The sequence below is a fragment of the Caulobacter sp. GW821-FHT09H08 genome (genome assembly GCF_059415885.1).
Genome location: NZ_JBWKOC010000005.1, coordinates 387,325 through 401,108, shown reverse-complemented (window position 1 = coordinate 401,108; position 13,784 = coordinate 387,325). Strand labels below are relative to the sequence as shown.

The following is a 13,784-nucleotide window of genomic DNA, read 5'->3' as shown; positions in this document are numbered from 1 at the left end:
GTGGCGAGCGGCGCGCGCGACATCGCCGGCATGGACAAGGACCCCGTGACTCGGTCGGCCGGCGACAAGAGCCTGCGTCATGTGGCGCTCCCTTTCGGGGGGCGCCGCTTCGATGCGCGCTGGAGCGTGGTCTTCCTGGCCTACCTGCCGTTTTACTTCCTCTCCTGGCTCTTCCGCTGGCCGGGGAAGGTCGAGCTGATCGCTTCGCTGGCGGGCTTCGCGTTCTTCCTGGGCCTGTTCATCAAGATCTACCGCAACAAGGGCCGGCCCCAGTTCTGGGAGGTTCTGGCGATCTTCGGCCTGGGCATAGCGCTGTCGCCGTTCAAGGCCGGGTGGAGTGTCTACACGATCTACGCGATGTCGTTCGCGGCGCGGATGCAGTCGCGCACGTTGTCGGTGCGAACTCTGATCGGACTGGAGATCCTGCTTCTGGCGATCGGCGCGCTGTTCCTGCGGTCCAGCTGGCCGATCTGGGCCTCGGGCGTGATCTTCGGCGGCATCACCGGTTTCGCCGGCCTGATGCAGGCCGACATGGAGCGCAAGAACACCGAGCTGGCCGTCGCCCACGAGGAGGTTCGCGCCCTGGCCACCACGGCCGAGCGCGAGCGGATCTCCCGCGATCTGCACGACCTCCTGGGCCACACCCTGACCCTGGTCGCCGTGAAGGCGGAGCTGGCCGCCAAGCTGGTCAGCCGCGACGCCGAGGCGGCCGAGCGCGAGATGCAGTCGGTGGCCGCCGCAGCGCGCGAGGCTCTTTCGGAGGTTCGCACCGCCGTGGTCGGCATGAAAGGCGCCTCGCTGGCTTTCGAACTCGACAAGGCCAAGCAGGCCCTGGCCGCCGCCAATGTGAAGTCCGAGGTCTCGGCCCTGACCATCGACGGCCATCCGGGACAGGAGGCCGTGCTGGCCATGGCCCTGCGCGAGGGCGTGACCAACGTCATCCGCCATTCCGGCGCGACCCGCTGCGAGATCAAGCTGCAACCCACCGCCAAGGCCCTGGTGCTCAGCATCGTCGACGATGGCGCCGGCGGCCGTGTGGTCGAGGGCTCCGGGCTGAAGGGCATGCGCGCGCGGCTAGCCGCCATCGGCGGCGGGCTTGTCATCAAATCCGACAAGAGCGGCACGCGCCTGACGGCGACGGCTCCGCTGGAGGCACTATCGTGATCCGCGTCATCATCGCCGAAGACCAGAAGATGGTGCTGGGCGCCCTCAGTGCGCTGCTCGAAATGGAGGGCGACATCCAGGTGGTCGGCCGCGCGCCAGACGGAGCGGTCGCGCTGGAGCTGGTGAAAGTCGAGAAGCCGGACGTGCTGATTTCCGACATCGAGATGCCGAACCTCACGGGCATCGACGTCGCCGCGCGGCTGAAAGCCGATGGCGCCAACACCCGCGTGCTGATCGTCACCACCTTCGGTCGGCCAGGCTATCTGCGCCGGGCCATGGAAGCGGGGGTCAAGGGCTACCTCCTGAAGGACGGCCCCAGCAGCGTACTCGCCGCCGCCGTCCGCACCATCGCCGCCGGCGGCAGGGCCATCGCGCCGGAGCTGTCGGAAGCCGTCTGGGACGCCCAGCCCGATCCGCTGACCGACCGCGAGCGCGAGATCCTGCGCCTGGCCGAGGAGGGGCGTTCGAACAAGGACATCGCCGACGTGCTGGACCTCTCGCCTGGCACCGTCCGCAACTACCTGTCCGAAGCCGCCCAGAAGCTGGGCGCGGCCAACCGGGTGGAGGCGGGACGCATCGCGCGGTCGAACGGCTGGCTCTAAGGTTTCGGTGCGCCGATCAGCTCCGCCGGATCGCCGTCCAGGTCGATCCGCTGGCGGACGATCTCCAGATGGTCGCCGGCGTCGCGCATTTCGTAGAGCTTGCCCCGCGCCCGCTTGAACGGTCGGTGCACGATCATCATCAACTGACCGTCTAACCGGCGGAACAGCATGCCGTGGCCACTGTCGTAGCGGACCAGCGGCTCCAACTGCTCCCAGGGACCGGCCAGCGTTCCGCTCTTCGAGCGGGCCTGGGCCTGGACATAGCCCTTGGCGTCGTAGCTGGACCACAGCATCAGCAAGGTTCCGGTGCGCGTGCGGAACAGCTCGGGACCGTCGGTGACATGGACCTCGTCGCCGGTGGGTTGAAGGCGACCGCTGGCCCAGGGCGCGTCGCTGGCCTTGAACAGCGTGATCGGCGCGCCGGTCGCGACCAGATCGGCGGTCACGGGCAGGGCCTCCATCGTTCCGTCGGTCGTTTGCAGCCACTCGTGGGCGTAGACGAACCAGCTCCTGCCGGCCAGGTCCCGGTAGAGCGTGCCGTCCAGGGTCATCAGGTCCTTCGGCGCGACGGGCTCGCCCTGGCGGACCAGGGTGAAGGGACCTTCCGGGCGATCGGCGACGGCCACGACAGTGCCGCGCCGGTAGGGCGTGCGGGAGCTGGTCGGCGCCAGCCTGGCGGTCTCATTGTGGAAGGTGGTCAGCAGCCGCCAGCGGCCGTCCTGGAAATGCACTTCCGGCGCCCAGGCGCCGCCGGTGAACCAGGCGTCCTTCGGCGCGATGAAGACGGCCTGGGGACGGCTCCAGGCCTGCAGGTCGCGGCTGACGTACATCATCGTCCCGAGGCCCGGCGTTCCGCTGACCGATGGGACGTTGGCGGTGTAGAGCCGATAGAGCCTGGCCTTGGTGTCCGCGACGATCCAGGGATCGTGCAGGGGCATGTCGGGCAGCCGCATCGAAGCGGCCTCGACGGCCGGTTCCGGCTGCCGCCAGGCCAGGGCGGGCGCCGCCGTCGCCGTGGCGAGCAGCAGCGCCAGCCGCAGGGCTTTCATCAGCGACCCCAGAGGCGCTCCCACTTCCAGCCGGTCAGGTCCTCGACGATCTGGCGGGACTCCTCGCTCTCGGCCTCGGCTTCGCCGGCGCGCAGGCGCTCGACTTCCTTGACCAGCACCTCGTGGGTCTTGGCGTTCAGGCGGAACGACCACGAGATCACCATGCCGGCCAGCATGACCAGGATCGGCAGAGCGACCATGACCAGCACCAGGGTCTGGATCGCCTCGGGCGTTTGCGGCGGCATGGGCTTGCCCTTGGCGGCCGAGACGAAGCCACCGGCGCCGATCAGCGAGGTGGTCAGCAGGATCGCGCCGGACTGGGCGATCTTGCGCACGAAGGTCATGACCCCGGCGAAGATGCCTTCGCGGCGCTGGCCGGTGACCGCCTCGTCGACGTCGGGCAGGTAGTTGTAGACCCCCCACGGCACGAAGTTCAGCGTCCCGCGGCCCAGGCCTGCCAGGATGATCGGCACGAACAGCCAGAACAGCACGCCGGGACCGGCCTTGGCGCTGAAGATGTTGCCGCCCAGGCCTGCTACGCCCTCGGCGAAGCCCGCCGGCTTGATCAGGTAGAAGGCCAGGAACAGCAGCAGGGCCGCACCGACGAAGCTGATGGCCATGCGGTAGGCGGCCGTCGGGCCGGTGCGGATGATGACCCGGATGGCGATCATCACCGAGATCAGCTGCGCAACGTACATGGTCGTCATCAGCTGCGAGATCAGCAGGGTCGAGCCCAGCATCACAGTGGCCACGAACAGCGGGAAGGCGGTGTTGAAGATGTCCTGGCTGATATAGCCGCCCAGATACAGCGACAGATGCTGGCGGAAGGCCTTCAGCTTCAGCGTCGAGAACAGGTCGCGGAACATGTTGACCGGGATCATCGCCGCCTTGCCCCAGTCCATGGGCTCGGGCTGGATCAGCTTCTCGGCCTCGGTGTAGGGGCGCTCCCACGACAGCAGCACCACGATCGTCACGACGATGCTGAACAGCACGCCGAAGATGGCGGCCATGATGAAGAAGGTGTTGGGCGAGTCCTTGCCGCCGAAGTGGCTGATGATCAGGGTCGGCAGGTACGAGGCCAGGATCGCCGAGGTCTGGGCGATCAGCATGCGCGCGCCGGCGAACTTGGCCTTCTCCTTGTAATCCTTCGTCATTTCCGCCGCGAGGGTTTCCCACGGGATCAGGAACATCGTGTAGACGAACTCGAAGAAGATGAAGGTCGTCAGGTAGTAGGCGAAGGTTTGGCCCGTCACGAAGATCAGGGCGAAGGCCGGCAGCAGAGGGATGGTGATGATCAGGAAGATCTTCCGCCGCCCGATCTTCCGCCCCACCCAGGTGTGGCGCAGGTTGTCGGAGATGTAGCCGATCAGCGGGCAGGTGATGGCTTCCAGTAGGCGCGGCAGGCCCAGGATCAGGCCCGTCTCCACCGGCGACAGCCCGCAGAAGGTGATGAAGAAATAAGCCAGCCAGCCGGTGATCACGGCTTGCGCGCCTGCCCCCAGCATGTCGCCGGAGCCCCAGCCCCAATAGCTGACCCAGGAGGGTTTGCGGATGTCCGGCGTGGCCATGGTCGTCTTTCGTCCCTGAATTTCGAAGGGCCTCTTCCGGGCCTTTGATGTGTTGGTTCCGATCCCGCCATCCGCTCATCCCCGCGAAGGCGGGGATCCAAGCCGAGTTTCCAGAAATGGTTCTGAGCGTCAGCTTGGGTCCCCGCCTTCGCGGGGATGAGCGGTGAAAGAAAACCTCGTTAGATGAAGGCGCGCTGGAACTCGCCGAGCGCCAGCATGGCCAGCGACTGGCCGTACGGCATCGAGGTCAACGGGATGTCCTTGTAGCCCTGGATCGTGTCGAACACCGGGGTGCCGAACGAGACCTGCTGCAGCTCGCCCTTGTCGTCGATATTGGCCAGCACGCCCTTGATCGCGCGGATGGCGACGGCCTCGTATTCCTTGCCGATGTAGCGCTTGCGCACGGCCTTCAGGATCCCGTAGGCGAAGCCAGCCGTGGCCGAGGCTTCCAGGTACGAGGTCTTGTCGTTGATGATCGTGTGCCAGAGGCCGGTCTCGGCGTCCTGATATTCGGTCAGGGCCTTGATCTGGGCTTCCAGCGCATCGATCAGGAAGGCGCGCAGACCGTCGCCCGGCTTGAGGTCCAGGAGCTCGATGAACTCGGGGATGGCGATCGTCACCCAGCAGTTCCCGCGCGCCCACAGGGCGTCGGCGAAGTTGTGGCGGCCCAGGAACGTCCAGCCGTGGAACCACAGGCCGGTCTTGCGATCGGCCAGGTACTTGATGTGGACCATGAACTGGCGCTTGGCCTCCTCGACGAAGTCGGGGCGGTCGAGCAGCAGGCCGATCTTGGCAAGCGGCAGCACGCTCATCATCAGCGTGTCGTCCCACAGCTGCTGCGGGTTCTCGCTGTTGAAGACGATGTGCTGGAAGCCGCCTTCCTCGGTGCGCGGACCCTCGTACATGACGTAGTCGGCCCAGGTCTCGAGATAGGGGATGTAGGTGTGGTCGCCCGTGGCCTCGTACAGATAGGCCAGGGTCAGGAACGGCGAGACCGTGTTGATGTTCTTGGTCGGGGTGCCGGCCTCGAAGCGGTCGGCGAACCACTGGGTCATGATGTCGAAGGCGCGCTCGTCGCCGTGCATCTCGTACTGCTTCCACAGGCCGTAGAGGCCGACGCCGTGGGTCCACTCCCAGTCGTTCCAACCCTTGGTGTCGATCACCCGGCCGTCGTCGAGGCGCAGCAGGAACTCGCCGGTCTCGTCGGTGATGTCGACGATGTTGCTGATCAGCGAGGCGATCTTGGCCTTGATGTCCTTGGCGTCGAGGCCGTGGGCGAGATTGGGCACGGGAGTCTCCAGTCGTAGTCGGGATCGGCGGGGAGGCCGGTCTTTAGGGTTTGAAATCGGGCGCCGGGACGCGGGCGATGGGAATACCGCCGCGCACGCTGCGCAGGTTGACGAGCTTGACCGCCTCCAGCGCGTCGCCGGGGGCGCCGTCGCTGGTCACCGCCAGGGCGAGCGTGTTCTTGCCCTGCAGATCAACGATACCGCTGGGCAGGACGAACGTCCGCTGCGGGCCGACATGGGCGATGAACTGACCCATGTTCCAGCCGTTGACGAAGATCAGCACGCGGTAGCGCTTGTTCGACGAGCGCGGCTTGTCCGGATCGCCGATGGTCAGGCCGAGCGTCGTGTCCTGGTCCTTGGGCAGGGCCAGGTCGAAGCTGGTGCGGTACCAGGTCGTGCCCGTGTAGGGCTGGGTCGCGGCCATGTCGGCCTTGGCCCAAGCGGCGTCGGGGAAGCCCGGCAGGTGCCAGCCTTCGCGCTCGCCGAACTGGCCGCCGTTATTGGCGTTGCCGCGCACCGGGTCCTGGATGTCCTCGCCGCCCTTGTTGCCCTGGATCTTCCAGGCGATAGGCACGGCGAAGCTGTAGGTCCCCGGACCCGACAGCGAGGCCGAGACCAGGCCTCGGGCTTCCTTGTGGAAGTCGTCGGCGTCGAGGTCCCAGTTGTGGCCGTTGTTGCGGACCATGACCGAGATCAGGTGCTCGCCAGTCCCACGGAGGTCTTCGGGCAGCTTGAAGGTCGCCACGCCGGTGGTGATCGGGCGGGGCAGGCCGCCGTCCAGTTCGTGTTCGCCCAGGAAGCGGCCGTCCAGCCAGACCTGCATCATCCCCGCGCCGCCGGCGCCGTAGTGCAGGGTCAGGGTGTCGATATCGGCCTGGCCCTTGTAGCGGCCGCGATACCAGACGTCGCCCTGGTGGAAGCCGTAGGCGCTCATGTCCAGCGCCGGTTGGCCGGTGGGGCCGCGCACCGTCGAGCCGCTGCGGCGGCCTTCGGTCTTGGGCCAGGCGCTGTCGTCGAACTTCGGATCGGCCTCGGGCGTGCCGGGGGCGGTCTTCCAGGTCAGTTTGGTCAGGTCGGGCAGAGTGATCGCGCCCGGACCGGCCAGAGCCCTGTCGGCCAGCAGGCTGCCCGAGGCGGTGGCCTTGGCGGCGACCTTGGCGCCGTTCCAGCGGATCGACGTCACGGTCTTGGGCGCGAAGACTTCCAGCGGGCTGTCGGCTTCGGTGTCGCCAGTCAGGCTCAGCACGCCGCCCTTGGTCGCGTCGCTGCGGACCAGGCCCGGACCCCGGATCAAGACGTTCTCGCGCTTCCAGAAGGTCTGGCCGGTCTCGGCGTCAGCCAGCAGCAGGATCAGGGGCGGGCGGTTGCCGCCAGTGATCCGCGCGCGGGCCAGGCCTTTGTGCGTGTAGGTCAGTTTCAGGTCGCCCTTGGCCGTGTCGAAGGCCGAAGCGACCTCGCCTTCCAGCACCTCGACCTTCGGCGCGGACCCGTAGCGCAGCACCGTCTCGCCCGCCTCGCCGGCGCGGCCGTAGAGCAGGGCGACGTCGCCGCCGTCCTGCTTCAGATGCGTCTGGATTTCGGACGTCGAATAGACCAGCCGCTGGCCGCCCAGGTCGTAGCTGGCCATCAGCATCTTGCTGTCCTGGCCCTTGATCCGCGAGGGGACCACATACTCGCCGTCGCGGGTCTTCAGCTTGAAGGTGAAGGCCTCGTCGCCGGTGGCGCTGCTGGGATTGTGGACCACCACATAGAGGTGGCTGCCGGTCTCGGCGTTGACGTTGTGATAGACGCGGACCTTGTCGTTCGACGGGACGACGGCCTCGCCCTTGTCCATGCGGGTCAGGTCGGGAACGGCGGCGATGAACTCGCCCATCTGCTTGATCGAGCGGATCTTGTCGCGCAGGCCGCGCGCCTCGTCGATGGCCGAGCCGTAGTCGTACGAGCTGAACACCACCGGGGCCGGCAGCCAGCCCCAGCTGGTGCCGCCATAGGTCATGTAGAAGCTTTGCAGCGTGATGCCGTTGGCGATGTTGGTCGCGTAGAACACCCGCTGATAGCCGACGCCGCGATGGATGGCGGTGCAGTCGTAGTCGCCGTTGCTGCCCCAATAGTCGAACCAGCCGCCGCCGAACTCGGCCACGAAGCCGGGCGTGTTCGGGCTGGCCGAGGCCCCGCCCTTGGCGCCACCGGGACCGTAGAGACCCCAGTCCGGCGCGACGCCGGGGCTGGAAGGCTTGGAGTCCACGCGGCAGCTGCCGCCGGGATAACCGTCGAAGGCGTAGAGGTCGTTGGGGCCTTCCACCGTGCCCGGCACGTCCGAGCCCTTGGGGACCCAGTAGCCGTTGCGGCCCTTGTCGTTGTGGAAGATCGGGACGGTGATCCCGTCGGCCTTGGCCTTGTCGGCCAGCCATTTCATGTAGCGCTGCTGCGGGGCGCCGACGACATCGAGCTCGTTCTCGATCTGGTGAGCGATGACCGTGCCCTGGCCGGTGGTCAGCTGGTGGCGGGCGATGACGGCGTTGATCTGGGTCAGCCATTCATCGGCCGCCTGGATATATTCCGGCGCGTCGGTGCGAGCGCGAGCCTGCTGGTTGACCAGCCAGCCCGGGAATCCGCCGCGGGTCAGCTCGGCGTTCACGTAGGGCCCGGCGCGGGTGATGACGTAGAGGCCTTCTTCCTTGGCCATGGTCAGCACGCGATCCATGTCGCGCACGCCCTGGAAGTCGTAGACCCCCTGTTTGGGCGAGTGGTAGCCCCAGTCGAAATAGATCGCGACCGTGTTGTAGCCGCTGGCCTTCATCTTCTGGAGGATGTCCCGCCACAGATCCGGATTGGGCGTGCGGAACGGGTGGAACTCGCCGCCCCACGAGAAGAGGCGCTGGCCGTCGACCTTCAGGGAGTACTTGTCCCAGGTGATCTTGTGGGCTTCCGTGGGCTTGGCCGAGACCGCCTGGTCGCCGCCTTCCTTCAGCACCGTGAAGTGGCGAACCGTGCCGGAAAGCTCAGGCAGTTCAGCCTTCTGGCTCCAGGTCCTGAAGCCGTCCTTGCTGTCAGAGTACCAATAGCGCTTGGCCATGTACTCGTCGAAATAGATCCGCCACGCGCCCTCAGGCGTGCGGGCCATGGCCGGGCCTTCCAGGAAGCGGCCCCAACCGGCCCAGTCGCCCGTGCCCTTGGCCTGCCACGGCCCGTCCAGCGATGGGGCCGTGTAGAGCTCGATGAACTTGGTCGTCTCGTTCTTGGCGAAGGCTTGATAGAGCCCGTCCTGGCGCACGACGAAGGTGTCGATGAAGTTGGGTCCCAGGCCCGACAGCGGTTTTGGCGCGCTCCAGTCGGCCAGCGCGGCGTCGCTGGCGACGATGCGATAGGGCTGGAACTGGCCGGCGATGCCCGTCGTCGAGACCGACAGGATCAGGTTCACAGAGCCGTCCTGATCGACGAACCACTCCGGCGCCCAGCTGTTGGTCGCGCCCGGGATGGCGATCTTCACGTCGCGCAGGAAGGTCCAGTCGACCATGTCCTTGCTGCGGGCCAGGCCGATCGTGTCGCCGGTCCAGCCGGTGGTGTAGGCGACGTAGTACCAGCCGTCCGTATGCTTCATCACGCTGGGATCGCGGATGAGGCCCTTGGGCGGTGTGTAGGCCAGGGGCTTTTTGAGGGTGAAGCGCGTGCCGTCGGCCGAGTCGTACACGCTCATGTTCGACTGGCTGGCGTTGGTGAACGCCGTCATCGTGTAGCGGACAGGCTCGGCGAGAGCCGTGGTCGCCATCAACGCGGCGGCCAGTCCCAGGACAGGGGCGAAACGCATTCTCAGCCCTCGAAGTAGAAGACGGGCTTCAGCGGCCACTCGACGGGCTTGTTGTCCGGATGGACCTCCATCAGGTCCGCCATGAAGTCCCACCAGCGCTTCATCACGGGCTGCAGCGGCAGGGCGTCCTTCTTGTTGTCGGGGCGCAGGCGCAGCACGGCGAAGAGGCTCATGGTCTCCTCGTCCAGAAAGATCGAATAGTCGTGGATGCCCGCGTCGTGCAGGGCTTCGGCGAGATCGGGCCACAGCTCGTCGTGGCGGCGCTCGTACTCGGCGGCGACGCCTTGCTTCAGCTGCATGCGGAAGGCGAGGGGGCGGCTTTCCGTCGTCGTGCTCATCGTCTTCCTCCCGGAATTCTTTTTCTTGTTAGTTCGACAGCCGGTAGACCCGCCGGGCGTTGCCGGCGAACAGCGCTTCGCGCTCGTCGTGGCTGAAGTCGGCCGTGATCGCGTCATAGGCCGCGTAGAAGGCGCCGAAGCTTCCGTACGGCCGCTCGACCGGGAAGTTGCTGGCGAATAGGCAGCGCTCGATCCCGAAAGCCTCGATGACCCGCAGGATGAAGGGCCTGAAGCTGGCGCTGGTCCACGACCGGTCGACCATGGCCAGGCCCGAGATCTTGCACGAGACGTTCGGACGCTGGGCCAGGGTCGCCAGGCCTTCGCGCCAGGCGGCCAGGCCCGCCTCGTCGCGATCGGTCGGCATGCCGGCGTGGTTGACGATCAAGGGGATGTCCGGATGGGCGTCCGCCAGTTGGGCGGCCGTCGCCATCTGCGAGGCGTAGAGCTGCAGGTCGAACGACAGGCCGTACTTGGCCAGCAGGGCAAAGCCCTTTTGCCATTGCGGGTCCTGCAGCTTGTCGGTCGGGCCGTAGGTCTTGGCCGGGTCGACGTGCCAGTTGACGATCTGGCGGATGCCTCGGACGTTCTTGCGTGAGGCGTGGGCCGCCAGCATCGCCTCGACGTCGGGGTCATCCAGATTGGCCCCGGCGACGATGCCGCCGATCACGCCGCGCTGGTCGGCGATCGATTGCAGCCAGTCAGTCTCGGACAGCTGGTCCTTGGGCGGCAGGCCGCATTCGACATGCACGACCTGGACGACGTTCCAGCCCTTGGCGTTGGCCAGATAGTCGTCCAGTCCATAAGACTTGTAGGCGATCGAGGACATGTCGCCGGCCGGATTGTTCGGCAGCGGCGTGTCCTGGAGCCAGGCGTAATAGTGCCGATCGAGGTCCCACAGATGCATGTGGGGATCGACGATGGGGCCCGTGTACGCCATGGCCTCAAGCTCTCCCTAGAACGTGGTCCGGCCGCCGGAGGTGTCGAAGGTCGCGGCGGTGGTGAAGCTGCACTCCTCCGACGCCATGAAGCAGACCATGGCGGCGCTCTCGTGGATTTCGCCGAGGCGACCCATCGGGATCTTGCCGCGCATGTAGTCGACCTGGCTCTGGGGCAGTTGCTCCAGGATCGGGCTCTCGAAGGTGGCCGGGGTGATGCTGTTGGCGATCACGCCCTTGGTTGCCAGTTCCTTGCCCAGCGACTTGGTCAGGCCGATCACCGCCGCCTTCGACGCCGAATAGGCGCCGGCGTTGGGATTGCCTTCCTTGCCGGCCACCGAGGCGACGTTGACGATGCGGCCGTAGCCCTGGGCGATCATGAACGGCGCCAGGGACTTGCAGCAGTAGAAGACGCCGTTGACGTTGATGTCGAAGACGCGCTTCCAGCTGTCGGTCGGGTATTCGTAGACCGTCGCCGTGGCGCCGGTGATGCCGGCCGAGGCGATCAGAATGTCGATGCCGCCGAGGGCCGCGTTGGCGGCCTGGCCCGCGGCCATGACGGCATTCTCGTCCGAGACGTCCAGGGCGACCGTATGGGCCGCGCCGACTTCCTCGGCCGCGGCCTTCAGGCCGTCGGCGTCCAGGTCCCACAGCGAGACCTGGCCGCCTTCGGCGACGATACGCGCGGCGACCGCGCGGCCCAGGCCCGAGGCCCCGCCAGTGATCACCGCGCGGCGGTTTGCGAAACGGTTGGAATAGGGAGTGCTCACGCGACGCCTTCCTTGGTCCAGGCGATGACGTTCTGGCGCTGGCTGCCCAGCTTCTCGATGCCCAGCTCCATGACGTCGCCGGCCTTCAGGAAGATCTTGTCGGGCTTCTGGCCTTCGCCCACGCCGGGCGGGGTGCCGGTGGTCAGGATGTCGCCCGGCTCCAGGGTCACGAAGCGGCTCATATAGGCGATCAGTTCGGCGACGCCGAAGATCATCGTCTTGCTGTTGCCGGTCTGCATGCGCTTGCCGTTCAGGTCGAGCCACATGTCCAGGTCCTGGCAGTCGCCGACCTCGTCCGGGGTGACCAGCCACGGGCCGACCGGACCGAAGGTGTCGCAGCCTTTCCCCTTGTCCCACTGGGTGCCAAGTTCCTTCTGGAAGGCGCGTTCCGAGACGTCATTCACCAGCACGTAGCCGGCGACGTAGTCCAGAGCTTCGGCCTGCTCGACATAGCGGGCGCGCTTGCCGATCACGACGCCCAGCTCGACTTCCCAGTCACCCTTCAGGGCGTCCTTGGGCAGCATGACGTCGTCGTTCGGACCGTTCAGGCAGCTGATGGCCTTGGTGAAGAAGATCGGCTCGGGCGGCGGCTCCAGGCCGGCTTCCTTGGCGTGGTCGGCGAAGTTCAGGCCGATGGCCAGGAACTTGCCGACGCTGCCGACCGGAACGCCATAGCGCGGCGAGCCTTCGACGACGGGCAGGGTGGTCGGGTCGATCTTGGCCAGTTCAGCCAGCTTCTCGGGCGACAGGACAGCGCCGGTGATGTCGGCCACGTGGCCCGACAGGTCGCGGATCTTGCCCTCGGCGTCGAGGAGGCCGGGCTTCTCGGAGCCCTTGGGGCCGTAGCGGAGCAGTTTCATAGGTCTTGATGCCTTGGGAGGAGGTCTAGCGGGCGTAAGGACGGTGGAGACCGACCTCGCGATTGAGTTCGACGCCGAAGCCGGGCGCGTCGGAGAGCTTGAGCTTGCCGTTCACCGGCACGGGTTCGCCGATCAGCTGCGGGTGGAACATCGGCACCACCTCGTCGGCCTTCGGGGCCATCATCAGGAACTCGGCGAACGGGCTGTTATGGCGCGTGATGACGAAGTGGTAGCTGTACACAGACGAGCCGTGCGGGATCATCATCACGCCCTTGCTGTCGGCCAGGTTGGCGATCTTGATCAGTTCGGTGACGCCGCCGCACCAGCCCACGTCCGGCTGGATGATGTCGCAGCACTCCATCTCCAGCAGCATGCGGAAGCCCCAGCGGGTGGCTTCGTGCTCGCCGGTGGTGACCAGCATGCCGGTCGGGGCGTTCTTCTTCAGGTCGCGATAGCCCCAGTAGTCGTCGGGGCTCAGGGCTTCCTCGATCCACTTCAGGCCATACTCGTGGGCCTTGCGGGCCAGCTTGGTGGCGTAGTTGAGGTCCAGCGACATCCAGCAGTCGAACATGAGCCAGAAGTCGTCGCCGCAGCGCTCGCGCATCGTGGCGAGCTCTTCGATGTTCTTGCGCAGGCCTTCCTCGCCCTCGGCCGGGCCGTGGTGCAGGGGCATCTTGCCGCCGATGAAGCCCATCTGCTTGGCCAGGTCCGGGCGCGCGCCCGTGGCGTAGAAGGTCAGCTCGTCGCGGACCTTGCCGCCCAGCAGGGCGTAGACCGGCTCCTGGCGCAGCTTGCCCAGCAGGTCGTAGAGCGCCAGGTCGACGCCCGAGATGGCGTTCACGACCAGGCCCTTGCGGCCGTAGTACTGGGTGGAGAAGTACATCTGGTCCCAGATCTTCTCGACCTCGGTCGGGTCGCGACCTTCCAGGAAGCGGGCCAGGTGCTTCTCGACGATATAGGCGGCCGGTTCGCCGCCGGTGGTCACTGCGAAACCGATCGTGCCGTCGGCGGCCTCGATCTCGACGACCAGCGTGCCCAGCACGTTGATGCCGAACGACTGGCGGCTCTGGCGATATTCAGGATAGCGCGACATCGGGGTCGCGATGTGGTCGTCGATCCAGTGGCCGTCGCCCTGGTCGTGATAGTCGGCGCCGCCGCCACGAACCACGAAAGCGCGTACATGCTTGATGACCGGAAACGCCATGGGCGACGAGGCTCCAACCTTCTTTGGGGCGCGTCCCTAGACGGCGCCCGAGACGAGGAAGGCGCGCCCGCCGGACCCTCTCCGACAAGCCCCTGGCGAAGCCTTTCGGCGCCGCCTACCTCCCCAACACAACGTGTGACACGCTATCGGTTCGCGAGGTCCGGCGCGCTCGAGAGAGTCGCCGTTGTTCCGCTTGC

General features: G+C 66.8%; 11 protein-coding genes. 2 read left to right on the top strand and 9 right to left on the bottom strand.

Features of this window, described 5'->3' with window-relative positions; translation table 11 throughout:
• Positions 1 to 1,164 carry a sensor histidine kinase gene (locus AC07NN_RS19720; protein WP_494645037.1) on the top strand — a complete coding sequence of 388 codons (1,164 nt, stop codon included), beginning with the start codon at positions 1 to 3 and terminating at the stop codon, positions 1,162 to 1,164.
• Positions 1,161 to 1,766: a response regulator transcription factor gene (locus AC07NN_RS19715; RefSeq protein ID WP_494644915.1), complete on the top strand. Its 606-nt coding sequence runs from the start codon at positions 1,161 to 1,163 to the stop codon at positions 1,764 to 1,766. The genes AC07NN_RS19720 and AC07NN_RS19715 overlap by 4 nt, the downstream gene beginning before the upstream one ends.
• On the opposite strand, the gene AC07NN_RS19710 is transcribed toward AC07NN_RS19715, so the two are convergent.
• The 9 genes from AC07NN_RS19710 to rhmD all read right to left on the bottom strand — a co-directional run bounded on the left by AC07NN_RS19710 (position 1,763) and on the right by rhmD (position 13,587).
• Positions 1,763 to 2,815, bottom strand: a complete 1,053-nt coding sequence (locus AC07NN_RS19710) for a glycoside hydrolase family 43 protein (protein WP_494644913.1) — start codon at positions 2,813 to 2,815, stop codon at positions 1,763 to 1,765. The two genes, AC07NN_RS19715 and AC07NN_RS19710, sit on opposite strands and share 4 nt — an antisense overlap.
• A complete protein-coding gene (locus AC07NN_RS19705; RefSeq protein ID WP_494644911.1) occupies positions 2,815 to 4,383 on the bottom strand; it encodes an MFS transporter in 1,569 nt (522 codons plus the stop codon). The genes AC07NN_RS19710 and AC07NN_RS19705 overlap by 1 nt, the downstream gene beginning before the upstream one ends.
• Before the next feature lie 179 nt (positions 4,384 to 4,562).
• Entirely contained in the window at positions 4,563 to 5,672 is a 1,110-nt protein-coding gene (gene bglB / locus AC07NN_RS19700; protein ID WP_494644909.1) for a beta-galactosidase BglB, read from the bottom strand.
• 43 nt (positions 5,673 to 5,715) lie between these two features.
• Entirely contained in the window at positions 5,716 to 9,480 is a 3,765-nt protein-coding gene (locus tag AC07NN_RS19695; RefSeq protein WP_494644907.1) for a beta-galactosidase, read from the bottom strand.
• Positions 9,481 to 9,482: 2 nt separating this feature from the next.
• Entirely contained in the window at positions 9,483 to 9,818 is a 336-nt protein-coding gene (gene rhaM / locus AC07NN_RS19690) for an L-rhamnose mutarotase (RefSeq protein ID WP_494644905.1), read from the bottom strand.
• Between the two features lie 28 nt (positions 9,819 to 9,846).
• Positions 9,847 to 10,755, bottom strand: a complete 909-nt coding sequence (locus AC07NN_RS19685) for an amidohydrolase family protein (protein WP_494644903.1) — start codon at positions 10,753 to 10,755, stop codon at positions 9,847 to 9,849.
• 15 nt (positions 10,756 to 10,770) lie between these two features.
• Positions 10,771 to 11,523, bottom strand: a complete 753-nt coding sequence (locus AC07NN_RS19680; protein ID WP_494644901.1) for an SDR family NAD(P)-dependent oxidoreductase — start codon at positions 11,521 to 11,523, stop codon at positions 10,771 to 10,773.
• Positions 11,520 to 12,383 (bottom strand): 2,4-didehydro-3-deoxy-L-rhamnonate hydrolase, encoded by an 864-nt coding sequence (locus AC07NN_RS19675; RefSeq protein ID WP_494644899.1) that lies wholly within the window; start codon positions 12,381 to 12,383, stop codon positions 11,520 to 11,522. The genes AC07NN_RS19680 and AC07NN_RS19675 overlap by 4 nt, the downstream gene beginning before the upstream one ends.
• A gap of 25 nt (positions 12,384 to 12,408) precedes the next feature.
• Positions 12,409 to 13,587: an L-rhamnonate dehydratase gene (gene rhmD, locus AC07NN_RS19670; protein WP_494644897.1), complete on the bottom strand. Its 1,179-nt coding sequence runs from the start codon at positions 13,585 to 13,587 to the stop codon at positions 12,409 to 12,411.
• Between the last annotated feature and the right edge of the window lie 197 nt (positions 13,588 to 13,784).

Coding starts and splice junctions, on each gene's coding strand:
- AC07NN_RS19710 (WP_494644913.1), bottom strand. CDS start 2,815: ATGAAAGCCCTGCGGCTGGCGCTGCTGCTCGCCACGGCGACGGCGGCG.
- AC07NN_RS19705 (WP_494644911.1), bottom strand. CDS start 4,383: ATGGCCACGCCGGACATCCGCAAACCCTCCTGGGTCAGCTATTGGGGC.
- AC07NN_RS19675 (WP_494644899.1), bottom strand. CDS start 12,383: ATGAAACTGCTCCGCTACGGCCCCAAGGGCTCCGAGAAGCCCGGCCTC.
- rhmD (WP_494644897.1), bottom strand. CDS start 13,587: ATGGCGTTTCCGGTCATCAAGCATGTACGCGCTTTCGTGGTTCGTGGC.
- AC07NN_RS19685 (WP_494644903.1), bottom strand. CDS start 10,755: ATGGCGTACACGGGCCCCATCGTCGATCCCCACATGCATCTGTGGGAC.
- AC07NN_RS19695 (WP_494644907.1), bottom strand. CDS start 9,480: ATGCGTTTCGCCCCTGTCCTGGGACTGGCCGCCGCGTTGATGGCGACC.
- rhaM (WP_494644905.1), bottom strand. CDS start 9,818: ATGAGCACGACGACGGAAAGCCGCCCCCTCGCCTTCCGCATGCAGCTG.